This is a genomic window from Paracoccus sp. Arc7-R13 (assembly GCF_004010775.1).
GTDB classification, from domain to species: domain Bacteria; phylum Pseudomonadota; class Alphaproteobacteria; order Rhodobacterales; family Rhodobacteraceae; genus Paracoccus; species Paracoccus marcusii.
This window is the reverse complement of record NZ_CP034813.1, coordinates 36,449-62,497: the sequence shown is the minus strand read 5'-3', so window position 1 is coordinate 62,497 and position 26,049 is coordinate 36,449. Positions and strand designations below refer to the sequence as shown.

Below are 26,049 nucleotides of genomic sequence, written 5' to 3'. Positions count from 1 at the left end.
TTGAAAGGTCAACCCATGACACTGATTTCCGACCGACCCGCAGGGGCCATCCGCGACATCTTCGAACGAGACAAGGCCTTGATCGGAATGATTCATTGCCCTGCCTTTCCCGGTGCGCCGCGGTATCGCGGTGCGTCGATGGACGACATCTACGACATCTGCATGCGCGATGCGGAACGTCTGGTGCAAGGGGGAATGCACGGGTTGATCGTCGAAAATCACGGCGACATTCCCTTTTCCAAGCCCGACGACATCGGCCCCGAGACCCCGGCCTTCCTGTCCGTCGTGACCGACCGCATCAAGCGCGCCTTCGGCCTGCCCATCGGCATCAACGTGCTGGCGAACGCCCCGCTTCCGGCGCTGGCAACCGCCGTGGCAGGGGGCGCCGATTTCATCCGCGTGAACCAATGGGCCAATGCCTATGTCGCGAACGAGGGCTTCATGGAGGGGCGCGCGGCAGAGGCGCTGCGCTACAGGTCGCTGCTGCGCGCCGAACATGTCCGCATCTTCACCGACGCGCATGTAAAGCACGGCAGCCACGCCATCGTGGCGGACCGGTCCATCCCCGAACTGACGCGCGACCTGGGCTTTTTCGACAGCGACTGCATCATCGCCACCGGCCAGCGCACCGGCGACAGCGCCAGCATGGACGAGATCGACGAGATCGGCGGGGCGACGCATCTGCCGCTGCTAGTCGGCTCGGGCGTGACCGAGGACAATATCGTGGCCATCCTGGGCCGGACCAATGGCGTGATCGTGGCGTCGTCGCTGAAGGAGGGCGGTGTCTGGTGGAATCCCGTCGAGCCGGAACGTGTCCGCCGCTTCGTCGCCGCCGCCGAGGCGGGGCTGTGACCCTGTCCGAGCGGATGCTGACCGAGGAGGCCGCGGCGTTCGACGCGATGGTCACCCATCCCTTCGTCCGCGATCTGGCGGCCGACACCCTGCCGGACGCGGCCTTCGACCGCTATCTGCTGATCGAGGGGGCGTTCGTCGAAACTGCCATCGCGATCTTCGGTTATGCGGTCGCCAAGGCCGGCGACCTGCAGGACCGACGCAAGCTGATTGCGTCGCTGGATGCACTGGCCCATGGGCAGATGGACTATTTCCGCGACGCCTATGCGCGCCGCGGCCTTGCTCCGGATCCGGCCCTGCAGGCTGACCCGCGTGTGGCGGGGTTCCGCGACGGCATGCTGGCCATCGCCCGCGATGGCGATTTCGCCGACATCATCACCGCGATGTTCGCCGCCGAGTGGATGTACTGGACATGGTGCACTGCGCATCGAGACGCCGCGCTGACCGACCCCATGCGTCAGGACTGGATCGCCCTTCATGCGGCACCGGAGTTTCGCGCCCAGGCACAGTGGCTGAAGGAAAAGGTGGATGCCTTTGGGCGTGATCTTCCGCAAGCCCGCTTGGCCGAACTGGTGGCCCTGTTCGGCAAGGTCCAGCGGCTTGAGGTCGCGTTTCACACTGCGGCTTACGATATTGAGGATCGGTGAGTAGGGCGAATGACATCAGGCTTTCACGGTGCGATACGGCTCGACAATGGCAGGCTGGTGTACCGCGAGGCTGTCGGCATTGCCGGTGCCGAATATGTGGGATCAGACGGCGCGGGCGATCCTCGGTAGGATTGCCGCGCGAAAGTTGAGAACCGTCATAACCTATGTAATTGAGAGGTAACTGTCGTTTCCATGCGTCACGCATCCCAACCAATTTTCGTTCGGCACCTTGATGCCGATCAGTTCAAAATGTGACATAATTCATGTTATACAGAAACGTCATGGCCCCGCAAGGACCGGACCGTCAGCGGAAATCGCGGGTCTTCACGGTGATCCCGTCACGCGGCAGGTCGCGGACATAGATCTGGCGGGGCTTGGGCCCCTGGCTGCGCGGATCGGGGGGCGGCGCGCCGCGGTGGAATTCGTCGCCGCGGCCGTGCGGCAGCGGAAAGGCGCCCTGCCGACCGACGGAGGCAAGCTCTGCCGACATGTCGGTCAGGCGGTGGGCGACCAGATGGACCACCTCTCCGGCGCGCTGGACGCGGCCCTCGACCCCGATCATGCCGGCACCCAGGACGATGCGGCGGTGCCGATCGAAGACCTTGGGCCACAGCACCAGGTTCGCGATGCCGCTTTCATCCTCCAGGGTGATGAACATCACGCCCTTGGCCGATCCGGGGCGCTGACGGACCAGCACCAGCCCCGCGACATGCATCCAGCGGCGGTCGACGCTGGCCATCGCCTCGGCACAGGGGCGGATGCGGCGGCGGGTCAGGCTGTCGCGCAGGAAGGACAGCGGGTGGCGGCGCAGGGTGACGCCGGTATGGGCGTAATCCTGGACCACCTCGCGTCCGGCGGGCATGGGGGACAGGGCGACGGCGGGTTCCGGGGCGGGGATGGCGGCGAACAGCGGCAGGTCCGGCTGATGGCCGCGAATGGCCCACAGCGCCTCGCGACGCGCCAGGCCATAGGTCGGGCGAAAGCCGTCGGCCTCGGCGATGCGGGTCAGGGCGGCGGCGGGCACGCCCGCGCGGCGGCACAGGTCCTGGGCCGTGGCGGCGGGCCGGGCGGCCACGATGGCGCGGACATGGGTTTCGGCCAGCCCCCTGACCATGCGCAGACCCAAGCGGACGGCGAACCCCTGCCCCGCCGGTTCCAGCGTGCAGTCCCAGTCCGACAGCGCGATGCAGACGGGGCGGATCGCCACGCCGTGATCGCGCGCATCGCGCACGATCTGGGCCGGGGCATAGAACCCCATCGGCTGACTGTTCAGAAGCGCCGCGCAGAACACGTCGGGATGCCAGCATTTCAGCCAGGCCGAGGCATAGGCGATCAGCGCAAAGCTGGCCGCATGGCTTTCGGGAAAGCCATAGCTGCCGAACCCCTCCAGCTGGCGGAAGATCTTTTCCGAGAATTCGGGATCATAGCCGTTGGCGATCATCCCCTCGATGACGCGGTCGCGAAAGGCCGACACCCCGCCGGTCAGCTTGAAGGTCGCCATCGACTTGCGCAGCATGTCGGCCTGGCCGGGGGTAAAGCCCGCGCATTCGATGGCGATGCGCATCGCCTGTTCCTGAAACAGCGGCACGCCATAGGTGCGGCCCAGCACCAGTTCCAGTTCCGGCTTGGGATAGACCACCGCCTCCAGCCCGGCGCGGCGGCGCAGATAGGGATGGACCATGTCGCCCTGGATCGGGCCGGGTCGGACGATGGCCACCTGGATGGTCAGGTCCGCGATGCTGCGCGGCTTCAGCCGGGGCAGCATCGACATCTGCGCCCGGCTTTCGATCTGAAAGGTGCCAAGCGTGTCGGCCCGACAGATCATGTCGAATGTCGCCTCGTCGTCGGCCGGGATCGTGGCCAGGTCCAGCCGCAGGCCCTTGTGGCGGTCCAAGAGGGCGAAGCAGCGCGCGATGCAGGTCAGCATCCCCAGGGCCAGCACGTCCAGCTTCATGAACCTCAGCGCGTCGATGTCGTCCTTGTCCCATTCGATGATCTGGCGGTCCTGCATCGCGGCCGGTTCGATCGGGACCAGCTCGTCCAGCCGGTCCTGGGTCAGGACGAAGCCGCCGGGATGCTGGGACAGGTGCCGGGGCGTGCCGCGCAGCCGCGCCGCCAGGTCCAGCGTCAGCCGCAGGCGGCGGTCGGCGGGGTTCAGGTTCAGCTCCCGCAGCAGGGTTTCGGGCACGCCGTCCTCGGACCAGGCCCAGACCTGGCCCGAGATGGCGCGGATCACGTCTTCGGGCAGGCCCAGGGCCTTGCCCACGTCGCGCAGTGCGCCCTTGGTGCGATAGCGGATCACGGTCGCGGTCAGCGCGGCGCGATCGCGGCCATAGGTGCGATAGATCCATTGGATGACCTCCTCGCGCCGCTCGTGTTCGAAATCCACGTCGATGTCGGGGGGTTCGTGGCGTTCCTCGCTGATGAAGCGCTCGAACAGCAGGTTGCCGCCCTGGGGGTCGATCGCCGTGATGCCCAGCACGAAGCAGACCGCGGAATTGGCCGCCGACCCCCGCCCCTGACACAGGATGCCCTGGCTGCGGGCGTGGCGGACGATGTTGTTCACGGTCAGGAAATAGGGCGCGTATTCCAGCTTGGCGATCAGGGCCAGTTCGTGGCGCAGGGTCGCCGCGACCTTGGGCGGGGTCCCGTCCGGATAGCGGACGGCCGCGCCCTGCCAAGTCAGCGCCTCCAGCGTCTGGTGCGGGCTGACCGAGGGGTCGGGGCGTTCCTCGGGATACTGATAGCGCAGCTCCTTGAGCGAAAATCGGCAGCGGTCGGCAATCTGGGCGCTGCGGGCCAGCGCATCGGGATAGCGGGCGAACAGGCGCGCCATCTCGGCCGGGGTCTTCAGGTGGCGGTCGGCATGGCGTTCGCGGCGAAAGCCCAGGGCGTCGACGGTCGTGTTGTGGCGGATCGCCGTCATCACGTCCTGCAGGATGCGGCAGTCGGGGTCATGAAACAGCACGTCGTTGGTGACCACCGTCGGCACTCCGGCCCGTGCGGCCAGCAGGGACAGCCGATGCAGGCGCAGCGGATCGTTGGGCCGCCGCCGCAGGGTCAGCGCCAGATAGGCGCGATCGCCGAAGACGTCGCGCATCCGGCGCAGGCGCAGCGCACAGTCGTCATCGGCCATGTCGGGGACCAACACTGCCAGAAGGCCCTGGGCGTGGTCCGCCACATCGGCCCAGTCCAGGTGGCACGCCCCCTTGCCCGCCCGCGCCTTGCCCAGGGACAGCAGACGGCACAGCCGGCCATAGCCCGCGCGGTCCATCGGATAGACCAGCACCGACATGCCGCAGCGCAGGTCCAAGCGGCAGCCGACGATCAGCCGCACGCTGGTGTCGTTGGACGCCTCGAACGCGCGGACGATGCCCGCCAGGCTGTTGCGGTCCGTGACGGCCAGCGCCCGCATGCCCATCAGCGCCGCGGTGGCGAACAGCTCCTGCGCGGAGGACGCCCCGCGCAGGAACGAGAAATGCGAGGTCACCTGCAGTTCGACATAGCTCATCCGAAGACACCGTGCAGGAACCAGTTGTGGGACCCGGTGGTCACGTCCTCTCCGTCGCCCTGGCGAAAGATCCAGAACCGGCGCCCGGCCTGGTCCTCGATGCGGAAATAGTCGCGCACCGCGCGGGTTTCGGCATCGCGCTTCCACCATTCGCCGAAGATGCGTTCCGGCCCGTCGGCACCCTCGACGTCGTGGCGGGCGCCGCGCCAGACGATCCAGCGGGGCGGGTGGTCGGGCAGCAGGGCCATGGTGTCGATCGGTTCGGGCCGCGCCAGCAGCCGCGAGGGGCGCGGCCAGTGGTCGGGCCAGCCCTCGGCGATGACGCTCATCGGCGCCACGCGGGTGACCGACCGTTCGGGCACGTCGCTGGCCACCGGCGCCAGGCGATAGACGGCACGCGCGCCGACCCGGTTCGTCAGGCTGTCGATCAGGCTGGACATGTCGGGGGCCGCGGGTTCCAGCAGGCTGTCGGTCTGGCGCGGGGCCAGGGGTTCGGCAAGGGTCGCGGTCAGGGACATGATCTCGATCCCGAAGCCCGGATCGATGGTGGGGATCCTGTCGCACAGCAGGCGCACCAGGCGTGCGGGGTCGCGCAATGGCGCGGCCAGGCCCACGCGCACGGATTGGGCGCGGCTGTCCACCCGCCAGCAGATCAGGTCCAGCCGCCGCGCGCCCAGGCCCCGCGCCTCCAGCTGGCGGCACAGATCGCGAACCAGCTTGTCGATATAGCGGGCGATGGTCTCGGCCGCGCCGATCGGTTCGGCAAAGGCACGGCGTGCGGTCACCAGGTCGGCAGGGCGCAGCGGGTCCACGGGTTCGCCCAGGGTGCCCAAGGCCTGGTCCAGGCGGCGCATCACCTGGGGTCCGAACCGGCGGGTCAGCGGCGCGCGCGGCACCGCGATCAGATCCGCGATGGTCGCAAGGCCCAGATCCTGCAGCCCGCCGACGATGGCGGGCGGCAGGCGCAACGCGGACAAAGGCAGGGGCGCCAGCGCCGCCTGCATGTCGCCGGTCGCGACGATGGGCAGGTTCGTGCCGTGGCGGGCCAGGGCATGGGCCGCCCCCCACGTGTCGGCCATGGCCAGCCGCGCGACGATACCCGACAGGGTCAGCCGGCCCAGGATCGCCTGCAGCATCGCGTCCTCTCCGCCGTGCAGATGGTCGGTGCCGGTCGCGTCGATCACCACCCCGTCGGGCGGATCGACCGCGACGATGGGCGCAAAGCGTTGCATCAGCCACAGGGCCAGCCGTTCCAGCGCCGCCATGTCGGCATCCGGGTCGGCCGGTTCGACGCGCAGGTCGGGGATCATCGCCTGCGCCTTGCTGACCGGCATGCCCGGCCGCAGGCCAAGCGCCAGCGCGCGGTCGCAGGCGGCGGTGACCACCCGGCGGCTGCCCGCCCGGCCCGACAGGATCAGCGGCGCGCTATCCGAAGGCGTATCGCCCACCCGCCGCAGCCGGTCGATTGGCCACATCGGCAGGCAGACCGAGATGACCCGTGCCATCGCATGCCTCCACTTCCAGATCGAAGGTCTCGCCCGCCCGTGCGCGCATCAGTTCCACCAGCCACAGCGCGCGGCCAAGGCCCGGCACCGGCAGCGCGGAAGAGGGGCGTTCCGACACGCGCCAGCGCGTCATCGCCGCGGTGGGCTGGCCAAAGTCGTCGGCATCCGCCAGCCACCGCCAGCGTCGCAGCGCGATGCCCGTGGTACCGGTGTTCTTGGCCGCCAGGTGCAGCCTGCGCGAGGCGGTCATGGACAGGCGCCCGATCTCGGCCACGACGGCGGCCAGGCCGCCATGGCGCAACCCCTCCTCCATGCAGGCCAGGACGGATGTCTCGTCCCCGGCCTCGACATGGATGACCCGGTCGGGGGTCAGGCCGGCCTGTGCCAGGCCCGGCGCGAACAGGTCCGCCCGCGTCACGCACCACAGGACCTGACCCGGCAGGCGCGCGGCGATGCCGGCCGCGAAACAGGCGGCCGCGGCCCCGTCATCGGCGCCCGCACCGCTGCCCGCGACCTCGTGCAGACAGCCCAGGGCCAGCCCGCCCTGGGGCAGGCGGCGGTCCAGCTCGGGCAGCCCGAAGGGCAGCACCGCATGGGCCTGCACATGCCCCTCGAGATGCGAGATGCGACTGCGAAGCGCGGAAAGCGTGGCGGAGGAGGCAGACATGGGGTTACCAAAACAGGGCTGTAAGTTCCTGTTTTGTTCTTTTCACCATCAAAAGTCAACGCATCAGGCCATTCCCCTGCCCGGTCAGTCCGCGGACCGGGGTCCCGGCGCGATGGTCCGGCTGAAGAGCAGGAACACCGCCAAGGCCGCAAGGGCCACACCCGCGCCGATGAAATGGGACATGCCATAGCCGTGGCCAGACACGATCCAGCCGGCGAAGACGTTGGAGAAGGTCGCCCCGACCCCCTGCACGGTCATCACCGTCGCAAAGCCCAGATTGAACCGCCCGGTCTCGGCCAGAAGCCGTTCCGCGGCAACCGGGGTCAGGATGCCCAGCATCCCCGCGCCGATCCCGTCCAGCATCTGCACCGGAACCACGACCCAGAAATCCGGGACCATCCCCGCCAGGACGCCACGCAGCGGCAGCGCGCACAGCGCGATGAGAAAGCACGACCGCAACCCAAGACGCCGGATCAGCCACGGGGTCGCCGCGGCCACCGCGATCATCGTCGCCTGTGCGACTCCGGTGATCAGCGCCGTCGTGCGGAAGGGCGTTCCCAGCTGGATCGAGAACTCCTGCGCGATCAGCCGGCTCATCGGGGCATTGCCGAAATGGAACAGCATCATCACCAGCGCCAGCAGGATCAGGCCGCGGTTGCGCAGCAGCACCGACAGGCCGGATGGCCGGGCATGGTCGTCCATACCCTGGCCCCCGACCATGCCGCGCGCCACGTCATGGTCGATCTGGTCCGGGCGGATCATCCGCAGCGCGATCAGCGCCCCAAGCGCCGTCACGATCATCAGCCAGACGACCGAGAACTCTCCGAACAGGCTGACGGCCAGATAGATCGCCATCAGCGATGCCAGATTGCCGCTGTGGTTCCAGAATTCGTTGCGCGAGATCTGGCGCGGAAAGGCGCGCTGCCCGACCAGCCCCAGGCTGAGCCCTGCCAGGGCGGGGGCGATGACCACGCCCAGCACCGCGGTGGCGATGGTGCCGACCCAGACCACGGCCGGATCAGGCACCAGCAGCGTCAGCAGCGCCCCCGCGGTGATGACGATGACCGGGCCGGCGATCAGCGCGCGTTTCCAGTGCGACCTGTCGACCAGCGCCCCCGCGAACGGGGTCAGGGCAAGGCCGATCAGCCCACCGACCGTCGCGATCGCCCCCAGGGGCAGCGGCGACCAGCCGCGCGTCGCCAGAAAGGCGTCCAGAAACGGCCCAAGCCCGTCCCGCGCATCCGCCAGGAAGAAATTCAGGATCGCCAGGCCCAGCAGGGAGCTGTCCGACAGGCCGGAACGCGAAACTGTGGCCATGGGATGCGCCCTTGTGATCGGTGGTCCGTCTGCCGAACCCGCCGATCACGCCATCGTTCCCGTTCGAGCGATGAAATTGCGACATAAATGATGGCGCCCTATTCATGCCGTTCCGGCGGCCGCGTCGGGCGCGGCCGCAGGGTGCGTCGTCACTGGGCGGCGAGCTGTGCCTCGTGACGGTTCCAGCGGATCGACGACCACAGCGAGATGCCGATCAGCGTCGCACCGCCCAGGCCGGTGATGACCTCGGGGATGTGGACAAGGGACTGGGCGAACATCACCACGGACAGCGCGATGATCGCATAGAAGGCGCCGTGTTCCAGATAGCGGTATTCCGACAGGGTGCTGTTCTCGACCAGCATGATGGTCATGGACCGCACGTACATCGCCCCGATGCCCAGGCCGATCGCGATCACGAACAGGTTCTGGCTGAGCGCGAAGGCACCGATCACGCCGTCGAAGCTGAAGGACGCATCCAGGACCTCAAGGTACAGGAACGCGCCCAGACCGCCCTTGGCGGCACTGTGCAGGGTCTCCTGCGTGCTGTCCAGCAGCCCGCCCAGAACCTCGACCAGCAGGAAGGTCATCAGGCCCCAGATCGCGGCGGTGAAGAAGGTGGTGCGTTCCGAACCCTCCAGCAGATGCGAGAAGCCCAGGACGAACAGCAGGACCACTGCGACCTCGACCCCGCGGATCGAGGCGTATTTGGCCATGTGATGTTCGATCCAGCCGACCCAGTGCACGTCCTTTTCGTGGTCGAAGAAGAAGCTGAGCCCGACCATCATCAGGAACGTCCCCCCGAAGGCGGCGATGGGCAGGTGCGCGTCATGCATGATGCGGGCGTATTCCTCGGGCTGGCTTGCGGCCAGCACCAGCGCCTGCCACGGGCCGATGCCCGCCGCGATCACCACAATCAGCAGCGGGAACACGATCCGCATGCCGAAGACGGCGATCAGGATGCCCCAAGTCAGGAAGCGGCGCTGCCAGACCGGCTGCATGTCCTTGAGCTTGTTGGCGTTCACGATGGCGTTGTCGAAGGACAACGAGATCTCCAGCACCGCCAGCACCGTGACGATGAACAGGATCGACAGCATGCCCCCAAGCGTGCCGGTCGTCTTCCATCCCAGCACCGCGCCCAGGGCCAGGCCCAGGAAGGTGACGATGATCGCCCATTTCAGATAGGAAAGGACCGGGCGCTTTTGCGCGGTGGATAGGGTGTCCTGTGTCATGAGGAAAAGTCCAGGCGGTGAATCCGAAAACAGGTGCCGACATCACGAAAGCGCCGCCACTTTCGTCAGAGGGGCCCGGACACCACTCGATGCGTTCACAACGCCGTGCGACCGTGTGTCCGCCGGGAAGATTCGGCAAGCCCTTCGTTCAGCTTTTCCCGCGATGGGCGCCGTTCCGCGGATCGGGCCGGGGGATGTCGTGTCGATAATGGGAGGCATGGACCCTGTGCTGATCTTGTCAGATCGGTAACAACGCTTCGGAAAACGACCCAAGCCGGCGGTGGCACGATTGCGCTACTGTGGCTGCGTCATCTCAGTCGCAAAAAAATAAGGCCCGGTGGGCCCTGAAATTTTCGTCCCGATGGGACGAGGCTTGACCGTAAAATGGGTCGGCAGACGCGCCCGTCACGGGTGACGGGCGCGGGCAGCGGATCAGGCGCTGCGGGTCTGGTCCTCGTGGCGCCCTTCGCCGAACTCCTCGATCAGCTTGGCGCAGAAGGCGGGCAGATCGTCCGGGTTGCGGCTGGTCACCAGACCACTGTCGGTCATGACCTCCTTGTCCACCCAGGTGGCGCCGGCATTGGTGATGTCGGTCTTGAGGCTGGGATAGGAGGTGATGGTCCGCCCCTTCAGCACACCGGCCTCGATCAGCACCCAAGGGGCGTGGCAGATGGCACCGACGGGCTTGCCCTGCGAGAAGAAGTCATGGACGAAGGCCACCACATCCTTGTCCGCGCGCAGCGTATCCGCGCCCACGGTGCCGCCCGGAATGACCAGCCCATGGAAATCGCCGGCCGAGACCGACCCGACCGCGCTGTCGACCTGGTGATCCGACCCGGGATCCAGATCGCCGTTCACCGTCTTGGCGGTGCCGGTCTTGGTGCTGACGACCGTGACCTTGGCACCGGCGTCGCGCAATGCGGCCAGCGGCTTGGAAAACTCCGGCTCCTCGGTTCCACGGGGAGAGATCAGCAGGGCGATGTTCTTTCCGTCCAGTTTCATGGGACGTTCCTTTCAGCAGCAGTTCGTTCGCTGATAGAACGCGGCCCCCCGGGGGAACGGTTCCTGCGCACCGACCGGATGGCGCGCAAGCCGCGGGGCATCCTGAAAACTTTCACGGCGCGTGGCGCGACAGGGCCAAGCTGGCCTGCAAGGCCGCCAGATGGCTAAGACCCTGGGGCATGTTGCCCAGCCATTCGCCGCTGTCAGGATCGATCATCTCGGGCAGGATGCCCGGCGCGTCGTCGATACGTGCGCGCAGCCCCGACATCAGCGCAAGCGCCTTGTCGCGCTGATCCAGCAGGACGCGCGCCTCGACCATCCAGAACGAACAGGCCAGAAAGCACCCCTCCTCGGCGTCCATCCCGGTATATCGGTAGTGCAGGTGCCCGCCCGCGCCCAGTTGCGCGTCGATCGCATCCAGCGTGCGGCGCAGACGGTCATGGCCGTCGTAATCGAAACGCACCGCCAGAATCAGCGCCGCGTCCAGCCGCGTGGTGCCGGGATGCATGACATAGGCGCCGATATCCGCGTCCCAACAATGCGCATCGATCCAGGCGGCGATGCGGGCGCGCTCGCGGCTCCAGCGGTCGCGGCAGGTGGTGGGCAGCTGGCCGGCATCGGCCAGTTCAACCGCGCGGTTCAGCGCCTGCCAGCAGCTGATCTTGGACATCGTGTAATGTTCAAGCTGCGGCAGTTCCCAGATGCCGCTGTCCTTCTGCTTCCAGCGGTCGGCGCATTCATCGGCCAAATGCGACAGTGTCTCGGCGCTGCGGTCGTCGATCAGGCCGCCGGCGCGCACGAATGCCGACACCGTCTCGAAGATGTCGCCATAGATGCCGTGCTGATGCTGGCGCGCCGCGCGGTTGCCCGACAGGACCGGGCGGGATCCACGATAGCCGGGAACGGGGATCTCCTCCATGCCCTCCTCGACGCCGCCGTCCAGCGAAAAGCAGACCTTGGCCCCATGCGCGCAAAGCTGGTTCAAAAGCCAGGTCAGCGCGGCTTTGGCCTCGGCCATGATCCCCAGGTGCAGGAAGGATTCGATGACGTAGCCCGCGTCCCGCACCCAGGCAAAGCGATAGTCGTAATTCTTGTCGCCCCCGATCCGTTCGGGCAGCGAGGTCGTGGCCGCCGCGGCGATCGCCCCACTGGGCGCATAGAGCAGCACCTTGAGCGCCAGCGCCTGCCGCATCAGGAAATCGCGGTCGGGCAGGTCGGGCGCGATCAGGGCGCACCAGTCGCGCCATTCCTGGTCGGACAGGTCGATGCGGGCGTCGATGTCGGACAGGGGCGGCACGACCAGCGGCTCGTTCGCGCCGGCGACGATGGCGATGACCTCGGTCTGGCCCCGGGTCAGGACCAGCCGCGCCTCGACCCGGTCGTCGCCGCGATGGTCGATCTGCAGCTGTTCGCCATGCAGGAACAGGCCCAGCACCGATCCGACATGGAACGTCTCGTAGGGGCCGCGCTTGGCCATGTAGGGGCTGCGCTTGCCCGACCGGTGGCCCAGCTGCAGCACCACGTCAAAGCTCATCCGCCCGTCCAGGACCTGAATGCGTCGCGCCAGCTCCGCCCAAGGCAGCCGTCCTGCGGTGGAGCTGTTCAGGCTTTCGATCAGCACGGCCACGCCGTCATCGGTGCGAAACCGCGTCTCCAGCACGTTGCTGTCGGGCCGGTAACGCCGGGTGGCCGAGAACGTCCCCCGCGGCGTGATCGTGAAATGGCCGCCCTGCGCGCCGTTTTCCAGCACGTCGTGACCGACCAGAAGGCGATCGAACAGCGGCGGGCTGTCCATGTTCGGCACGCACCACCAGTCGATGCCCCCGTCCGCACCGGACAGGGCCACGCCGCGCCCGTCGCCAAGCGCCGCATAATCGGACAGGGGCAGATAGCCCGCGGCGTCGCGCGCCATCAGGCGCCCTGCCCCAGGTTGATCGACAGCCCGCCATCGATGAAGACGCTTTGCCCCGTCACGTATGCCGCCGCGTCCGATGCCAGAAAGGCGATCAGGTCGGCGACCTCGTGCGGTTCGCCCGCGCGGCCCAGGGGAATGTTCTTCTCCATCTTGCGGCGCAGGTCGGGGTCGTCCTTGGCCGCCTGGTTGATCGGGGTCAGGATCATGCCGGGCGCCACGTTGTTCACGGTGATCGCATCGCCTGCCAGTTCCAGCGCCAGCGTGCGCGTCAACATCCGCAGCCCGCTCTTGGCGGCGTCATAGGCGGCCGATCCGATGCGTGGCGTATCCTCGTGGATCGAGCTGACATTGACGATCCGTCCGCCGTTCCCCGCCTTGACGGCACGGGTGGCAAAGGCGCGGCACAGCATGAACGGACCGGTCAGATCCGTGGCGATCGTCTTGAGCCAGTCATCGTCGGTCATCTGTGCCGCCGGCGTGCCGCTGGCGTCGATGCCGGCATTGTTGACCAGCACGCGCGCGGCGATCCCCTGGTCATCCAGGTCCGCGAACATCGCGGCGATGTCGTCAGGGACGCTTTGGTCGCAACGCACATGGCGTGCCCGGCGGCCAATCTGGGTGATCTTGGATACCGTCTCGGACGCGCCGTCGCGGTCCGACCGATAGGTGATCAACAGGTCATGGCCCGCCTTGGCCAGCGCGATGGCGGTTGCTCGCCCGATGCCGGAATCGGCGCCGGTCACGATGGCAAGGGGGTTCTGCGGGGTGTCTGGCATGGGATGCGGTCCGAATGGCTGAGTTCCGGGGCCAACGCCTGCCCCCGACCGTCGTTCCGCGCCGCGGCATCGCGTCCCGATGTTACGGGCCGCAGTCGGGGTTAGCGCCCATGCGGCAGGCGTAGGGCGTTCCCCTCAAGCGCGGACAGGAAATTGCCGATCTCTCGAATGCGGTTGGCCGTGTCGGTCACCTGACCATCCACGCCCAGCTGCCAGGCCAGATCCGTGCGGGCGGGGTCGTCGCTGAGCGCCTGCAGCCTGTCCGCATGATCCTCGACCGCCTTGATGCTGGCGGCCAGCCCGGCATCGACAAGGTCGGACGCTTGGCGGCGCAGCGAGGCCGCGACCTCGGCCAAGGTGATCTCGGGGTGATACTGGACGCCCCAGAAGACGCCGTTGCCATGCCGGATCTCGGCTGCCTCGACGGGGGTGTCGGCGTTCCGGGCCAGCACCCGTGCGCCCGGCGGCAGGGTCGTCACGATGCTGGAATGCATCGCGGGCGCCGTCCAGACCGGCGGGCGACCGGCCAGCATGGGGTGGTCGCGACCGTCATCGGTGGTCAGGATGTTGCGGGCCAGCGCGGCCTCTATGCCCGGCTGTCGCGGGCCGGTCGCGCCCCCGGCGGCCACCGCCGCGATCTGTAATCCCGCACACGATCCAAAGGACGGCGTCCCTGAATCGAAGACCAATCGCATGAATGAGGAGGCACGGCGCGTCTCGTCGCTGACATGGTGCATCTGGATCGGCGATCCGGCAAAGACGATGCCGTCGAACTGCGCCAGATCGCGCAGGCTCATCTGCGTGCCGTTCTCTACACAGGAGGTCGAAACGATCTCGAGATCATCGCGCAAGGCCTTGAGCGCCAAGGCATAGCTTTCGTCGGAAGCGGTATTGGCATAGCGGCGCCGTTCGTCACGCTGGTCTTTGGTCTCGCTGGCGACAACCAGGATGCGAAGGGGCACGGTTCAGGTCCGATCAACAGGGAAAAAGGTGCCGGCCAACGCGACGGCGATCCGGTCGTTCCCGCACGATCGCGACAGGCGGGATCAGGCTGCGGGCCAGCGCGGCCCGCAGCCCGGTCTTATTCAAGGTCCAGCTTGGCCTTCAGCGCATCGATGCGGGTCGACGCCTCGGCCTTGCTGATGTTCTCGTCATAGGCGTCGGGCTGGTGCGCCTGCTCGCTGAGCGTCTTGAGGTAGGACGCCTGTGCGCCGGTCATCGGATCATCGCCGCTGACCCAGGCCGAAGGTTCCTTTTCGGCGTTGTCGACGGGATGGGATTTGGGATCGGTATCGTCCATGGGAACAGCCTTTCGTGTTTCAGCATGGTTAACGCGATACGCATGTTCCGGTTCCGTTCCATTCGTACCGTGGACGACAGATGGTTGGGGTTTGCACATCGCGACCGGGACGCCTATGCGCAGGGCGCAAGGCAGCGGCGGGGACCACGATGTTGAAGACGGACACGCCCGCGCGGCTGAACGCCATCGGCGCGGCATGGATGATCGTCGCCATGGCGGCCTTTGCGCTGGAGGATGCGCTGGTCAAGGCAGTGTCGGACCTGCTGCCCGTGGGCCAGATCATGATGCTGTTCGGCCTTGGCGGCGCGGCGCTGTTCGCGATCATCGCCCGTGCGCAGGGCGACGCGCTGATGACGCCGGACGTGCTGTCGCGGGCCATGCGGGTCCGAGTGTTCTTCGAGATAACGGGACGGCTGTTCTATGTCCTGGCGCTGGCGCTGATCCCGCTGTCCACGGCGACCGTGATCCTGCAGGCGACGCCGCTGGTGGTGGTGGCCTGCGCGGCCCTGATCTTTGGCGAACGGGTGGGCTGGCGGCGCTGGACGGCGATCGGGCTGGGCCTGCTGGGCGTGCTGATCATCCTGCGGCCGGGAACGGGCGGGTTCTCGGCCCTGTCGCTGCTGGCGGTGATCGGCATGCTGGGCTTTGCCGGCCGCGACCTGGCCAGTCGCGCAGCGCCCCGCAGCCTCAGCACCGCGATCCTGGGGCTGTACGGGTTTCTGGCGCTGGCCGTGGCCGGCCTGCTGTTTTCCCTGTGGCAGCGGCAGGGCTTCGTGATGCCCGATGCGCGCGCCGCCCTGCTGCTGTCGGCGACCGTCGTGATCGGCATCGGGGCCTATTCCTGCCTGATGAAGGCGATGCGCACCGGCGACGTGTCGGCCGTGACCCCGTTCCGCTATACCCGGCTGCTGTTCGGCGCGGCCCTGGGGATCGCGCTGTTCGACGAGACGCTGACCGTGGGGATGCTGGTCGGATCGGGACTGATCGTGCTGTCCGGCCTGTTCATCCTGTGGCGCGGCAAGGCCAAGGCCGCCGCCATCGGCGATCCCGCCCCGGTCCGTCCCGCCGCGCGGCGATAGGCGTCGCGCGGGGGCCCTCCGGTCCCGACACGAACGGACACATCTGCTTTATTTTGCGTCTTCGCCGGTTCCGCGGGAAATATTTCGGGTATCACGCACGTTGACAGTACGGCTTTGATCCGCGCGGGAAGGACAGACATGATGCGACGCTTTATCATTTCCACGATGCTGGCAGGCACGATGGCCCTGCCCGGCCAGATGGCAATAGCGGAAACCGACCTGGGCGAGATGGTCGGCACGATCGCCAAGACCCTGCTGGAACAGCAGCAGGCCGCCCAGGAAAGCTCGCTGTGGCAGGGCGTGGTCGAGAACGGCTCTGCCGCGGCCTATCGCCAGTATCTCGACGCTTATCCGAACGGCACCCATGCGCGCGAGGCCCGCCAGCGGCTGTCGAACCTTGGCGGCGCGCCGGTGGCGCAGAACAACGCCGCGCGGGCCGAGGCCGATCTGGGCCTGTCGCGGGCCAGCCGCATGGCGATCCAGCGGCGGCTGGCGACGCTTGGCTTCTATCGGTCGGGGATCGACGGCGTCTTCGGGTCCGGCACGCGCCGCGCGATCGCGGCCTGGCAGGATTCCCGACAGCTTCCGGGCAACGGCTATCTGAACGCCAACCAGGCGCGGATGCTGCAGAACGGGGCCGCCGCATCGAACCCCGCCCCCGCCGATCCGGCGACATCCGCGGCGCAGGCCGAACTGGACCTGCGCCTGTCGCGCAGCCAGCGCGTGCAGATCCAGCGCAACCTGATCGCCCTGGGCTATGACCCCAAGGGCGCGGACGGCCTGTTCGGCACCGGCACGCGCGAGGCGATCCGCATGTGGCAGCGCGACACCGGCGAACGGGTGACGGGCTATGTCACCAACGCGCAGGTCCGGTCGCTGCAAAGCGATGCGGCAGGCCGCGACCCGGCGCCGACCGAGAACCGCGCAGCTGCCATCGACGAGGAGCTGCTGGGCCTGACCCGCGACGAACGCGTGGCGATCCAGCGTCAGCTGATCAGCCTGGGCTATCTGAGCGGGCGCGCCGACGGGGCGTTCGGACCCTCGACCCGCAGCGCCATTGCCCGCTGGCAGGGCGATAACGGTCTGGCGGCCAGTCGTTATCTGACGGCCGAACAGGTCCGCACGCTGCGGCAGCAGGCGCGCATCTGACCCGATCCGGCCCTGCGCGGCGGCCGCGATCGCGGCGCAGGGGGTCGCGCGCGTCGGCAGGGAACCGCCTGTCTGCCTTGGGCGGGCCATTCCGGCGGCGGGTTCCTGCTGAAAATGCGCGGAGATTCTTCCTTTGTCCGCCAGTTCGTGAAAGAGGGGGGTCAACAAAAGCGGCGCGGCACCGAATCGCGACCCGCCCCAGAGCAGGAGCAGCCTCGACGTGTCAGAACGATACGCCCGGAACCGGCATGATCGCGCGCCGGCCACCGTCGCCGCCTTTCAGGTGCGCGGTCGATTCCTGACTGCGCTTGTCCTGCGCATTGATCGTGACAGCCCGGACCCGGCCTTCTATGCCCAGTTGGACGAACAGCTGCGCACCACGCCCCAGTTCTTTGCCGGCGCGCCGATGGTGCTGGACCTGGCCAACGCCCCCGGCCTGCGCGAGGACGGCCGCATCGGTGACCTGCTGGCGCATCTACGGACCCGCGAACTGCGGGTCTTCGGCGTCCAGAACGCGCATGGCATGGACGAGGCGCTGCTGGACCGGCACGGGCTTATCCCGGTGACCACCGGACGCGACGCACCGCTGCCCCGCGCGGCCGCCGCTGCCGCCGCCGCGTCGGGTGCCGCGGCTGCAGCCGACGTGCCGCCCCCGGTCCAGAACGTCGTCATCCACGCGCCCGTCCGGTCCGGACAGCGGGTGATGGCCGAACATGGCGACCTGACCATCATCGGAACCGTGGCGTCGGGCGCCGAGCTGGTGGCGGCGGGCAACATCCATGTCTATGGCACGCTTCGCGGGCGCGCGATGGCGGGATGTCATGGCGACGAGGGCGCGCATATCTTCTGTCAGAACCTCAGCGCCGAACTGGTGGCCATCGCGGGCCTTTACCAGACCAGCGAGACGCTGGATGCGGCGGCCCTCCAACGCTGCACGCACATATATCTCAGGGATGAAAAACTTTGCATGGAGGTGATCGCATGACGACAGAACCCAAGACCAACCCGCCCCTTGGGCGGGTCATCGTGATCACGTCGGGCAAGGGCGGCGTGGGCAAGACGACATCGTCGGCGGCGATCTCGGCCGCGCTGGCCAAGAAGGGCTTCCGGACCGTCGTCATCGACTTCGACGTGGGTCTGCGCAACCTGGACATGACGATGGGCTGCGAACGCCGGGTGGTGTTCGACTTCATCAACGTCATCCAGGGCGACGCCAAGCTGAAGCAGGCGCTGATCAAGGACAAGCGGGTCGACACGCTGTCGATCCTGCCGACCTCGCAGACCCGCGACAAGGACGCCCTGACCAAGGAGGGCGTCGAGAAGGTCCTGAACGAGCTGAAGGCCGAATTCGACTATGTCGTCTGCGACAGCCCGGCGGGGATCGAGCACGGCGCCCAGATGGCGATGTATTTCGCCGACGAGGCCGTCGTCGTGACCAACCCCGAGGTCTCGTCGGTGCGCGACAGCGACCGCGTCCTGGGCCTGCTGAGCAGCCAGACCAAGCGCGCCGAGACCCAGGGCGCCGAGCCCATCAAGGCGCAGGTCCTGATCACCCGCTATGACCAGGAGCGCGTCGACCGCGGCGAGATGATGACCGTCGACGACGTGCTGGAGATCCTGGCCGTCCCGCTGCTGGGCGTCGTGCCGGAAAGCAAGGCGATCCTGAAGGCGTCGAACGTCGGCACGCCCGTCACCCTGGACGGCCCTTCCGCCGCGTCCCAGGCCTATAACGACGCCGTCAGCCGCCTGACCGGCACCCAGGTCGAGATGCGCATCCAGGGCGAACGCCGCCCGGGCCTGTTCCAGCGTCTGTTCGGGCGGGCGTCATGAACCTGTTCGGATTCGCCCGCAAGAAGACCCCGCCCGCGACCGCGCAGACGGCCAAGGACCGCCTGCAGATCCTTCTGGCCCATGAACGCAGCAGCAGCGGCACCGCCGAGGCGGATTACCTGCCGATGCTGCAGCGCGACATCGTCGCGGCGATCCGCAAGCACGTGCCGATCGGCGACAAGGATGTCGACGTCCGCATGGAGCGCGGCGACAACATGTCCAGCCTTGAGATCAACATCGACCTGCCCGCGGTCAAGTCGAACTGATCCCTGCGGCCGGCCCCTGCACGGGGCCGGCCCTTTCCGTCAGATCAGGCTTTCGGGATGGATCGGGAACCGTGTCGGGCGGATGCCGGTCGCATGCCAGACGGCATTGGCGATGGCGCCCACCGTGCCGGTGACGCCCAGCTCTCCGACACCCTTGATGCCAAGCGCGTTCACGAACTCGTCGTCCTCGTGGACGGTCAGCGCCTCGACATGCGGCACGTCGGCATTGACCGGGATGTGATATCCGGCAAGGTCGTTGTTGGTGAACCGCCCCGTGCGCGGGTCATGGACCGCCTCCTCGTGCAGCGCAAAGCCGATACCCCAGATCATCCCGCCCAGCAGCTGGCTGCGCGCCAGATGCGGGTTGACGATGCGACCGGCGGCAAAGGCACCGACCAGCCGGCTGACCCGGATCTGGCCCAGGTCCGGGTCGACCAGCACCTCGGCGAAGACCCCGCCATGAGAGAACATCGCCCGTTCCGGCTCGCCCTCGCGGGCGCCCCTGCCCTCTCCGCGAAGCAGGTCCAGCCCGGCGCGCGCCAGGATGTCCTCATAGGCCTCGCTGCGGCTGTCGTCGTCGTTGCGGTACAGGCGCCCGCCCCGCGCGGTGACGCCCGCATTGCCGGCCCCGAACAGCGGTGATCCGGGATCCTTCGTCGCGATGTCGGCCAACTGCCGCACCGTGTCGGCGCCCGCGTTGAACAGCGCCGTGCCAGCCGTGGCCGTGTGGCCCGATCCGCCCGCCACCCCGGCATCGGGCAGGTCGGAATGGCCCGACCGGAACTCCAGCCGGTCGACATCGATGCCAAGACCGTCGGCGGCGATCTGCGCCAGCGCGGTCCAGGCGCCCTGCCCCATGTCCGCGGCCGAGGTTTCGACCACAGCGCTGCCATCGGCACGAAGCGTCGCATGCGCCGCGGCCTGGAACATCGGGCATGGGAATTGCGCCGTGCCCATGCCCCAGCCCTTGAGGAGCCGTCCCTGGCGCATCTGCCGCGGCGCGATCGGGCGGTCGGCCCAACCGAACAGGTCAGCGGCCCGCGCATAGCAGTCGCGCAAGGCCTTGGACGAAAACGCCATCCCCGATGCCGGGTCGGTTTCGGCATAGTTCAGCAGGCGGAAGGCCAGCGGGTCCATGCCCATCGCATGGGCCGCCTGGTCGATGGCCACCTCCAGGGCCGCCGATCCCGGCGCTTCTCCGGGCGCGCGCATCGGGCCGGGCGTGCCGGTATCGGCGCGCACCGCGCTGTGCGTCGTGCGCATCGCGGTCGTGGCATAGACGCTGTGCGAGGCGTTCGACGCGCTTTCGATGAAATCGTTGAAGCTGGAGGCGACGGCCAGCGTGTGATGGTCCAGCGCCATGATGCGCCCCTGGTCGTCCAGGTCCAGCCGCAGCGTCTGGCGCGTGGCGGGACGGTGGCCGACCGGGCCGTACATCTGGTCGCGCCGCAGGGCAAGCTTGACGGGCCGGCCCAGGTCCCGCGCCGCCAGAACCACCATCAGCTGGGCACCGTAGAGGATGGCCTTGGACCCGAAGCCCCCGCCCAGGAACGGGCTGCGGATCACGATCTGCGCCGGATCGATGCCCAGATAGGCCGAAAAGCTTTGCTTGAGCAGGCCGATGGCCTGGTTCGGCGTGTCGATCTCCAGCCGGTCGCCGATCCATCGGGCGGTGATGGCATGGGGTTCCAACGCGTTGTGATACTGGGCCGCGGTCTCGATCACCGTGTCGACATGGTGGGCGGCCCGCGCGCGGACGGCGTCCATGTCCCCCACCTGCAGCGACGGCGGGCGGCCGATGCTGACGGTCTCCGGCTCATAGGGCGCATCGCCGTCCAGGCCGATCCGCGGCGGGTCGGTACGATACTGCGGGTTCAGCAGGCGCGCGCCCTCAGTCGCGGCCTCCAACGTCTCGGCGACGACCAGCGCGATGGGCTGGCCGGCATAGCGGACCGTGTCGTCCTGCAGCGCCTCGGTCTTCCAGGCAAAGCCGTGGATCTTGGTGTCGGGATGGACCGCCAGCGGGGGTCGGTTCGCGGGGGTATAAACCCTGACCACGCCCGGATGCGCCATGGCCGCGTCGGTGTCCAGATGCGTGACCGTGCCCCGCGCGATGCCCGCGACGGCGGTGACGGCATGCAGCACGCCCTCGGGCCGCAGGTCGGCCGCATAGGGCGCCCGGCCCGTCACCTTCAGCAGCCCGTCCCGCCGGGTCATCGGCTGACCCGCGTTCGAGCCCAAGCGCACATGCTGCTGGGTGGTCGTCACGTCAGCCATGGTCGTCTCCTTCGAAGACAGAGGCGGGAAGCGCCGGCATCCGGTCGGGCGTGCCCTGTGCGGCCAGCATCAGCGCGCGCAGGGCGATCCGCTGTGCCAGCACGATCTTGGCGGCATTGTCCCCCGACGGCGCGGCACCCTGCACCGCCAGCGCGGCGGCATGGGCAAAGGCGTCCCCGGACGCGGGCTGGCCGATCAGGGCGGCCTCGGCGGCATGGGCGCGCCACGGGCGGGCCGCGACCCCGCCCAGGGCCAGGCGGGCGGCCACGATCCGGCCGTCCTCCACATGGACCCCCGCCGCGGCCGAGACGATGGCAAAGGCATAGGACGTCCGCTCGCGCAGCTTCAGATAGCGGGCGTGTCGGGCCATGCCGCCGGGATCGGGCAGGGTCACATGGGTAATGACCTCTCCGGCCGAAAGGGCGGGCGGCACGCCGACCGCATCGGGCAGCGGGTGGAACCGGGCCATCGGCACGCTGCGGGTGCCGGTCGGGCCTGCGACATGGACCACCGCGTCAAAGGCCGCCAGCGCCACGCACAGATCGGACGTGTGCGTCGCGATGCAGGCGTCGGACCAGCCAAGGATCGCGTGGTTGCGCGTCACGCCGCCGATGGCGGAACAGCCCGACCCGGGTTCGCGGCGGTTGCACGGCGACAGCGGGTCCTGGAAATAGCTGCAGCGGGTCGCCTGCATCACGTTGCCGCCCGTGCTGGCGGCGTTGCGCAGTTGCGGGGACGCGCCGGACAGCAGCGCCTCGGCCACGGCGGGAAACCGGGCCAGGATGCGCGGGTCGCGCGCCAGATCCGCATTGCTGACCATCGCGCCGATGCGCAGGCCGCCGTCATGGTCGTCGATCTCCCGCATCGGCAACCGCGAAATGTCGACAAGCCGCGATGGCGTCGCCACGCCGATCTTCATCAGGTCCAGCAGGTTCGTCCCACCCGCCAGGATCGCGCCATCGGCGCCCACCGCGGCCTCCAGCGTGTCGGCGCGGGTATAATCGAACGGGTTCATGCCGCGTCCTCGCGGGCGGTCATGACGCGGGTCGCGTCCAGCACGGCCTTGGTGATGCCGGCATAGGCGGCGCAGCGGCACAGGTTGCCGCTCATCCCTTCGCGGACGCGCTCGGGGTCCAGCCCGGCCTCGCCTTCGGCGATCAGGGCGACGGCCGACATGATCTGGCCGGGCGTGCAATAGCCGCACTGGAACCCGTCATGGCGGATGAACGCGGCCTGAACGGGGTGCAGGTCCTCGCCCTGGGCCAGGCCCTCGACCGTGGTGATGCTGGCCCCGTCATGGGACAGCGCCAAGGCCAGACAGGCATTCATGCGCCGCCCGTCGATCAGCACGGTGCAGGCGCCGCACTGGCCGCGGTCGCACCCCTTCTTGGTCCCGGTCAGGCCGATCCGTTCGCGCAGCACGTCCAGCAGGGTCGCGCGCGGGTCGTCCAGGGCGATCGCCCGGGCGGTTCCGTTGATGGTCAGGTTCAGGGTCTGTGTCATCTTTCCCTCGTTGGCGGTAAGCTATCGGGAAGTCGGGCCGGTGGCGGCCATGGCATCACTATACGGAGGCATCCTCCGTTTCGCAACAACGATGAAGGAGACGTCGGGGAATGGGCGAAGACACGCCAGTCGCGCGCAAGCCGCGGGCCGATCAGGCCCGCAACCGCAACCGCCTGCTGACCGCCGCGCGCGAGGTCTTTCGCAGCGACGCCGCCAGCCTGGAGGCCGTGGCGCGGCGCGCGGGCCTGGGCATCGCGACGCTCTATCGCCATTTCCCCACGCGCGAGGCGCTGTTCCAGGCCGTCTATGCCCGCGAGGTCGAGGCGCTGGAGGCACTGGCCCGCGCCGACGACCTGCCCGTCTGGATGCACGCCGCGCTGGACATGATGGCCACCAAGCGGGGCATGGTCGCGGCCCTGGCCCCGGTGCTGGACAAGGAGGCGCCGTTCTTCACCGAACAGTCGGCGCGCATGCTGGCGGCCGTGGGTGGGCTGCGCGACCGCGCCGTGGCCGCGGGACAGGTCCGCGGCACGGTCACGGCGGACGACCTGATCCGGGTGCTGCTCAGCCTCAGCTATGGTCCCGGTGCGGACCCGGCGCGGGCCGGCCTGCTGCTGGACGTGTTCCTGGACGGGCTGCGGCCGCGATAGGACCGCGGACCATCACGCACGCCCCACGTCGCGGACCATGGCCAGGAACGCCGAAAACCCCGCCGACGGATTGCGCCGATCCGGATAGTACAGGCTGAAGCGCGCCCGCGGCGGCGTCCAGTCGGCCAGCAGGCGCACCATCCGCCCGGCAGCAATGTCATCGGCCACGTCCTGTTCGATGAAGAACCCGATGCCGGCGCCATCCAGCACCGCGGCGCGCGCGATGGCGGCCTCGTCCAGGGTCAGGCGGCCCTGGGCCTCGATCTGCACCACCTCGGCGCCGCGCTGGAACGGCCAGCGCAGCAGCGCGCCGTTGGGCAGCCGCACCCGGATGCACTCCGCCGGCGGCAGATCGGCGGGCGTCAGGGGCGTACCATGTGCCGCGATCCAATCCGGCGATGCGACGACGGCATGGCGCTGCGGCCGCCCCACGGGCAGGGCGATCATGTCACGCGGCACCAGGTCCGCAGGGCGCAGGCCCAGGTCGAACCCTTCGGCCACGATGTCGACCAGCCGCCCTTCGGTGACAAGATCGACCTGCATCCGCGGGTGACGGCGCAGGAAGGCCAGGACCAGCGGCGCCACCTCGCGCCCCGCCTGGACGGATGCGTTGATGCGCAGCAGGCCGGAGGGGGTCGTCCCTTGCGACTGCGCGGTCTCCATCGCGGTGCGGATCACGGTCACCGCGGGGCCGATGCGGGCGACAAAGGCGCGGCCGGCATCGCTCAGCGACACGCTGCGGGTGGTACGGTTGAACAGGCGGACGCCAAGCGACGCCTCCAGCCGTGCGATGCTGTGCGACAGGGCGGTCGTCGACATGCCCAGGTCCAGCGCTGCGGCCCGGAACGATCCGCGCCGCGCGATGGCCAGCACTGCCTCCAGCGCCTTCAGCCCTCCATCCATCGCACGACGCCCACTGTCCCGATCCTGTCATCACCAGATGCCGATCTATCCCGATTATCCGCATGACCGTCCAGCGCTATGTTGGGGGCAGCAGACATGAAAGGACGTCCCATGCAGATGCCGCCCGCGATCCGCACCTATTTCACCGCCCGCGCGCCCCAGGATGGCGACATCTTGGCCGCCGCCTTTGCCAGCGATGCCGTCGTCCATGACGAAGGTCGCGACCATCACGGGCCGCGGCAGATCCGGGACTGGTGGCTGGCCGCCAAGGCCAAGTACCGCCACCATGCCGAACCGATCGACATGATCCAAGCCGATGGCAGGACCTTCGTCCGCGCCACCGTCACCGGCGATTTCCCCGGCAGCCCGGCCATGCTGCGCTTTGCCTTCGCGCTGTCCGACGATCGCATCACCGCATTGGAGATCGGGGCATGACTGGGTTCCTGACGCTGCTGGGCAAGCGCGCCCTGATCACCGGCGGCACGCAGGGCGCGGGCGCGGCCACGGTGGCGCTGTTTCGCGACCTTGGCGCGCGGGTGCTGACCACGGCGCGCAAGGCCGCCAACCTGCCGGACGACCTGTTCGTCGCCGCCGACCTGACCACCCTGGCGGGATGCGACAGCGTCGCGGCCGCCGTGCGGGATCGGATGGGTGGCGTCGACATCATCGTGCACATGCTGGGCGGATCGTCCGCCCCCGGCGGCGGCTTTGCCACCCTGGGAGAGGCGGAGTGGGAGGCCGAACTGGACCTGAACCAGCGGCCCGCGCTGCGTCTGGACCGCGCGCTGGTGCCCGGCATGGTCGCGCAGGGGTCGGGGGTGGTGATCCACGTGACCTCGATCCAGGCGCTGCTGCCCCTGCCCGAGGCCACGACCGCCTATGCCAGCGCCAAGGCCGCCCTTTCGGTCTACAGCAAGAGCCTGTCCAAGGAGGTCACGCCCCATGGCGTGCGCGTGGTTCGCGTGGCGCCGGGATGGATCGAGACCGAGGCCTCGGTCCGGCTGGCCGAACGCTTGGCGTCGGATGCAGGAACGGACCTGGACGGGGGGCGGCAAATCATCATGGACAGCCTTGGCGGCATCCCCCTGGGCCGCCCGTCCCGGCCCGCCGAGGTGGCCAACCTGATCGCGTTCCTGGCGTCCGATCGCGCCGCCAGCATCACCGGCACGGAATACGTGATCGACGGGGGGACCGTGCCGACCGCATGACGGTCGGCGCCATTTCCGCCCGGCGCGCGTTGCAGCAGGGATCGGCGGGCCGCAGCCATGCCCGCCCCCACCAGTCCGGACCGGAGAGAGCAGAATGCAGACATTCGTCATCGCCTTGGGCGCCGCCCCGCACATGAAGCTGTCGCAGGCAGGCGACGGCTTCACCGCGACCGACGCGCCCATGGCATTCGACAGCCATCAGGCGGCCTATGACTATCTTGTCCGGCACACCGAGGACGACCCGCTGAAGGGCGTGCGGGCCGAGATCATCGAGGATCTGTCGCTCTAGGCGATCTTGCCCGCATAGGGTGAAACTTTTCCGGACCCCGCCCGTAAACTGTATGTGCAGGGTTTGTCCGATCAGCGAGTTCCCTCTCCTCTCAGCCTTCATTAGGCGGGTGGATCAGGCCCCTGCAGCGGCCCCCGGTCCCGTTTCCGGGGGCCGGTCTTGTTCGTGCCGTCC

The 26,049-nt window shown here is 68.6% G+C and carries 25 protein-coding genes; 11 read left to right on the top strand and 14 right to left on the bottom strand.

What is annotated here, in order from left to right:
* The first annotated feature begins 15 nt into the window (after positions 1–15).
* Together EOJ32_RS18070 and EOJ32_RS18065 are read left to right on the top strand one after the other, a co-directional pair.
* The gene (locus EOJ32_RS18070) at positions 16–852 is read left to right on the top strand and encodes a BtpA/SgcQ family protein (protein WP_127899748.1); all 837 of its coding nucleotides are present in this window, start codon (positions 16–18) and stop codon (positions 850–852) included.
* A complete protein-coding gene (locus EOJ32_RS18065) occupies positions 849–1,499 on the top strand; it encodes a TenA family protein (protein ID WP_240542600.1) in 651 nt (216 codons plus the stop codon). The genes EOJ32_RS18070 and EOJ32_RS18065 overlap by 4 nt, the downstream gene beginning before the upstream one ends.
* A gap of 304 nt (positions 1,500–1,803) precedes the next feature.
* Here EOJ32_RS18065 and EOJ32_RS18060 read toward each other — a convergent pair whose 3' ends face one another.
* From EOJ32_RS18060 to EOJ32_RS18015, 10 genes are all read right to left on the bottom strand, one after another.
* Positions 1,804–5,010 carry an error-prone DNA polymerase gene (locus tag EOJ32_RS18060; protein ID WP_127899747.1) on the bottom strand — a complete coding sequence of 1,069 codons (3,207 nt, stop codon included), beginning with the start codon at positions 5,008–5,010 and terminating at the stop codon, positions 1,804–1,806.
* A complete protein-coding gene (locus EOJ32_RS18055) occupies positions 5,007–6,515 on the bottom strand; it encodes a DNA polymerase Y family protein (protein ID WP_127899746.1) in 1,509 nt (502 codons plus the stop codon). Before EOJ32_RS18055 ends, EOJ32_RS18060 begins: the two co-directional genes overlap by 4 nt.
* Positions 6,436–7,182 carry an ImuA family protein gene (locus tag EOJ32_RS18050; protein ID WP_127899745.1) on the bottom strand — a complete coding sequence of 249 codons (747 nt, stop codon included), beginning with the start codon at positions 7,180–7,182 and terminating at the stop codon, positions 6,436–6,438. Before EOJ32_RS18050 ends, EOJ32_RS18055 begins: the two co-directional genes overlap by 80 nt.
* A gap of 84 nt (positions 7,183–7,266) precedes the next feature.
* Positions 7,267–8,499 (bottom strand): MFS transporter, encoded by a 1,233-nt coding sequence (locus tag EOJ32_RS18045; protein WP_127899744.1) that lies wholly within the window; start codon positions 8,497–8,499, stop codon positions 7,267–7,269.
* 149 nt (positions 8,500–8,648) lie between these two features.
* Positions 8,649–9,728 carry a DUF475 domain-containing protein gene (locus tag EOJ32_RS18040; RefSeq protein WP_127899743.1) on the bottom strand — a complete coding sequence of 360 codons (1,080 nt, stop codon included), beginning with the start codon at positions 9,726–9,728 and terminating at the stop codon, positions 8,649–8,651.
* Positions 9,729–10,160: 432 nt separating this feature from the next.
* The gene (locus EOJ32_RS18035) at positions 10,161–10,730 is read right to left on the bottom strand and encodes a type 1 glutamine amidotransferase domain-containing protein (protein ID WP_045981809.1); all 570 of its coding nucleotides are present in this window, start codon (positions 10,728–10,730) and stop codon (positions 10,161–10,163) included.
* A 112-nt stretch (positions 10,731–10,842) separates the two neighbouring features.
* Positions 10,843–12,642, bottom strand: a complete 1,800-nt coding sequence (locus EOJ32_RS18030; RefSeq protein WP_127899742.1) for a glycoside hydrolase family 15 protein — start codon at positions 12,640–12,642, stop codon at positions 10,843–10,845.
* Positions 12,642–13,421: an SDR family oxidoreductase gene (locus EOJ32_RS18025; RefSeq protein ID WP_127899741.1), complete on the bottom strand. Its 780-nt coding sequence runs from the start codon at positions 13,419–13,421 to the stop codon at positions 12,642–12,644. The genes EOJ32_RS18030 and EOJ32_RS18025 overlap by 1 nt, the downstream gene beginning before the upstream one ends.
* Positions 13,422–13,522: 101 nt before the next feature.
* Positions 13,523–14,383 (bottom strand): gamma-glutamyl-gamma-aminobutyrate hydrolase family protein, encoded by an 861-nt coding sequence (locus tag EOJ32_RS18020; protein WP_127899740.1) that lies wholly within the window; start codon positions 14,381–14,383, stop codon positions 13,523–13,525.
* Positions 14,384–14,502: 119 nt separating this feature from the next.
* Positions 14,503–14,721, bottom strand: a complete 219-nt coding sequence (locus EOJ32_RS18015) for a DUF3072 domain-containing protein (protein WP_127899739.1) — start codon at positions 14,719–14,721, stop codon at positions 14,503–14,505.
* Between the two features lie 149 nt (positions 14,722–14,870).
* Here EOJ32_RS18015 and EOJ32_RS18010 point away from each other — a divergent pair, with 149 nt between their 5' ends.
* From EOJ32_RS18010 to minE, 5 genes are all read left to right on the top strand, one after another.
* A complete protein-coding gene (locus tag EOJ32_RS18010) occupies positions 14,871–15,800 on the top strand; it encodes a DMT family transporter (protein WP_240542599.1) in 930 nt (309 codons plus the stop codon).
* Positions 15,801–15,938: 138 nt separating this feature from the next.
* Complete coding sequence (locus tag EOJ32_RS18005) at positions 15,939–16,949, top strand: peptidoglycan-binding protein (RefSeq protein WP_127899738.1); 1,011 nt, start codon at positions 15,939–15,941, stop codon at positions 16,947–16,949.
* Positions 16,950–17,169: 220 nt separating this feature from the next.
* Positions 17,170–17,934 (top strand): septum site-determining protein MinC, encoded by a 765-nt coding sequence (gene minC, locus EOJ32_RS18000; protein ID WP_045981815.1) that lies wholly within the window; start codon positions 17,170–17,172, stop codon positions 17,932–17,934.
* Complete coding sequence (minD, locus tag EOJ32_RS17995) at positions 17,931–18,779, top strand: septum site-determining protein MinD (RefSeq protein ID WP_045981816.1); 849 nt, start codon at positions 17,931–17,933, stop codon at positions 18,777–18,779. The genes minC and minD overlap by 4 nt, the downstream gene beginning before the upstream one ends.
* Positions 18,776–19,045, top strand: coding sequence for a cell division topological specificity factor MinE (minE, locus tag EOJ32_RS17990; protein ID WP_176695051.1), 270 nt, complete (start codon positions 18,776–18,778; stop codon positions 19,043–19,045). Before minD ends, minE begins: the two co-directional genes overlap by 4 nt.
* A 39-nt stretch (positions 19,046–19,084) precedes the next feature.
* On the opposite strand, the gene EOJ32_RS17985 is transcribed toward minE, so the two are convergent.
* The 3 genes from EOJ32_RS17985 to EOJ32_RS17975 are packed head-to-tail and all read right to left on the bottom strand — an operon-like array spanning position 19,085 to position 22,825.
* Positions 19,085–21,322 carry a xanthine dehydrogenase family protein molybdopterin-binding subunit gene (locus EOJ32_RS17985; RefSeq protein WP_127899737.1) on the bottom strand — a complete coding sequence of 746 codons (2,238 nt, stop codon included), beginning with the start codon at positions 21,320–21,322 and terminating at the stop codon, positions 19,085–19,087.
* Entirely contained in the window at positions 21,315–22,337 is a 1,023-nt protein-coding gene (locus EOJ32_RS17980) for a xanthine dehydrogenase family protein subunit M (RefSeq protein WP_127899736.1), read from the bottom strand. Before EOJ32_RS17980 ends, EOJ32_RS17985 begins: the two co-directional genes overlap by 8 nt.
* On the bottom strand, positions 22,334–22,825 hold the full coding sequence (locus EOJ32_RS17975) for a (2Fe-2S)-binding protein (protein WP_127899735.1): 492 nt from the start codon (positions 22,823–22,825) through the stop codon (positions 22,334–22,336). Before EOJ32_RS17975 ends, EOJ32_RS17980 begins: the two co-directional genes overlap by 4 nt.
* 110 nt (positions 22,826–22,935) lie before the next feature.
* Between EOJ32_RS17975 and EOJ32_RS17970 the strand changes: the two genes are divergently transcribed.
* A complete protein-coding gene (locus EOJ32_RS17970) occupies positions 22,936–23,475 on the top strand; it encodes a TetR/AcrR family transcriptional regulator (protein ID WP_127899734.1) in 540 nt (179 codons plus the stop codon).
* Between the two features lie 12 nt (positions 23,476–23,487).
* Here the strand turns inward: EOJ32_RS17970 and EOJ32_RS17965 are convergent, their stop codons facing one another.
* Positions 23,488–24,378: a LysR family transcriptional regulator gene (locus EOJ32_RS17965; RefSeq protein WP_127899733.1), complete on the bottom strand. Its 891-nt coding sequence runs from the start codon at positions 24,376–24,378 to the stop codon at positions 23,488–23,490.
* Positions 24,379–24,489: 111 nt separating this feature from the next.
* Here EOJ32_RS17965 and EOJ32_RS17960 point away from each other — a divergent pair, with 111 nt between their 5' ends.
* The 3 genes from EOJ32_RS17960 (at position 24,490) to EOJ32_RS17950 (ending at position 25,875) form a co-directional block, all read left to right on the top strand.
* Positions 24,490–24,813 (top strand): nuclear transport factor 2 family protein, encoded by a 324-nt coding sequence (locus EOJ32_RS17960; protein WP_127899732.1) that lies wholly within the window; start codon positions 24,490–24,492, stop codon positions 24,811–24,813.
* Entirely contained in the window at positions 24,810–25,586 is a 777-nt protein-coding gene (locus EOJ32_RS17955) for an SDR family oxidoreductase (RefSeq protein WP_127899731.1), read from the top strand. The genes EOJ32_RS17960 and EOJ32_RS17955 overlap by 4 nt, the downstream gene beginning before the upstream one ends.
* A gap of 94 nt (positions 25,587–25,680) precedes the next feature.
* Positions 25,681–25,875 carry a hypothetical protein gene (locus EOJ32_RS17950; protein WP_046001518.1) on the top strand — a complete coding sequence of 65 codons (195 nt, stop codon included), beginning with the start codon at positions 25,681–25,683 and terminating at the stop codon, positions 25,873–25,875.
* The last annotated feature ends 174 nt before the right edge of the window (positions 25,876–26,049 follow it).

What these genes read in the sequence shown, in the direction of transcription:
- EOJ32_RS18070 (WP_127899748.1), top strand. Translation starts at nt 16, where the DNA reads ATGACACTGATTTCCGACCGACCCGCAGGGGCCATCCGCGACATCTTC.
- EOJ32_RS18060 (WP_127899747.1), bottom strand. Translation starts at nt 5,010, where the DNA reads ATGAGCTATGTCGAACTGCAGGTGACCTCGCATTTCTCGTTCCTGCGC.
- EOJ32_RS18055 (WP_127899746.1), bottom strand. Translation starts at nt 6,515, where the DNA reads ATGGCACGGGTCATCTCGGTCTGCCTGCCGATGTGGCCAATCGACCGG.
- EOJ32_RS18050 (WP_127899745.1), bottom strand. Translation starts at nt 7,182, where the DNA reads ATGTCTGCCTCCTCCGCCACGCTTTCCGCGCTTCGCAGTCGCATCTCG.
- EOJ32_RS18045 (WP_127899744.1), bottom strand. Translation starts at nt 8,499, where the DNA reads ATGGCCACAGTTTCGCGTTCCGGCCTGTCGGACAGCTCCCTGCTGGGC.
- EOJ32_RS18040 (WP_127899743.1), bottom strand. Translation starts at nt 9,728, where the DNA reads ATGACACAGGACACCCTATCCACCGCGCAAAAGCGCCCGGTCCTTTCC.
- EOJ32_RS18035 (WP_045981809.1), bottom strand. Translation starts at nt 10,730, where the DNA reads ATGAAACTGGACGGAAAGAACATCGCCCTGCTGATCTCTCCCCGTGGA.
- EOJ32_RS18030 (WP_127899742.1), bottom strand. Translation starts at nt 12,642, where the DNA reads ATGGCGCGCGACGCCGCGGGCTATCTGCCCCTGTCCGATTATGCGGCG.
- EOJ32_RS18025 (WP_127899741.1), bottom strand. Translation starts at nt 13,421, where the DNA reads ATGCCAGACACCCCGCAGAACCCCCTTGCCATCGTGACCGGCGCCGAT.
- EOJ32_RS18015 (WP_127899739.1), bottom strand. Translation starts at nt 14,721, where the DNA reads ATGGACGATACCGATCCCAAATCCCATCCCGTCGACAACGCCGAAAAG.
- EOJ32_RS18010 (WP_240542599.1), top strand. Translation starts at nt 14,871, where the DNA reads ATGTTGAAGACGGACACGCCCGCGCGGCTGAACGCCATCGGCGCGGCA.
- EOJ32_RS18005 (WP_127899738.1), top strand. Translation starts at nt 15,939, where the DNA reads ATGATGCGACGCTTTATCATTTCCACGATGCTGGCAGGCACGATGGCC.
- minD (WP_045981816.1), top strand. Translation starts at nt 17,931, where the DNA reads ATGACGACAGAACCCAAGACCAACCCGCCCCTTGGGCGGGTCATCGTG.
- minE (WP_176695051.1), top strand. Translation starts at nt 18,776, where the DNA reads ATGAACCTGTTCGGATTCGCCCGCAAGAAGACCCCGCCCGCGACCGCG.
- EOJ32_RS17985 (WP_127899737.1), bottom strand. Translation starts at nt 21,322, where the DNA reads ATGGCTGACGTGACGACCACCCAGCAGCATGTGCGCTTGGGCTCGAAC.
- EOJ32_RS17980 (WP_127899736.1), bottom strand. Translation starts at nt 22,337, where the DNA reads ATGAACCCGTTCGATTATACCCGCGCCGACACGCTGGAGGCCGCGGTG.
- EOJ32_RS17975 (WP_127899735.1), bottom strand. Translation starts at nt 22,825, where the DNA reads ATGACACAGACCCTGAACCTGACCATCAACGGAACCGCCCGGGCGATC.
- EOJ32_RS17970 (WP_127899734.1), top strand. Translation starts at nt 22,936, where the DNA reads ATGGGCGAAGACACGCCAGTCGCGCGCAAGCCGCGGGCCGATCAGGCC.
- EOJ32_RS17965 (WP_127899733.1), bottom strand. Translation starts at nt 24,378, where the DNA reads ATGGATGGAGGGCTGAAGGCGCTGGAGGCAGTGCTGGCCATCGCGCGG.
- EOJ32_RS17960 (WP_127899732.1), top strand. Translation starts at nt 24,490, where the DNA reads ATGCAGATGCCGCCCGCGATCCGCACCTATTTCACCGCCCGCGCGCCC.
- EOJ32_RS17955 (WP_127899731.1), top strand. Translation starts at nt 24,810, where the DNA reads ATGACTGGGTTCCTGACGCTGCTGGGCAAGCGCGCCCTGATCACCGGC.
- EOJ32_RS17950 (WP_046001518.1), top strand. Translation starts at nt 25,681, where the DNA reads ATGCAGACATTCGTCATCGCCTTGGGCGCCGCCCCGCACATGAAGCTG.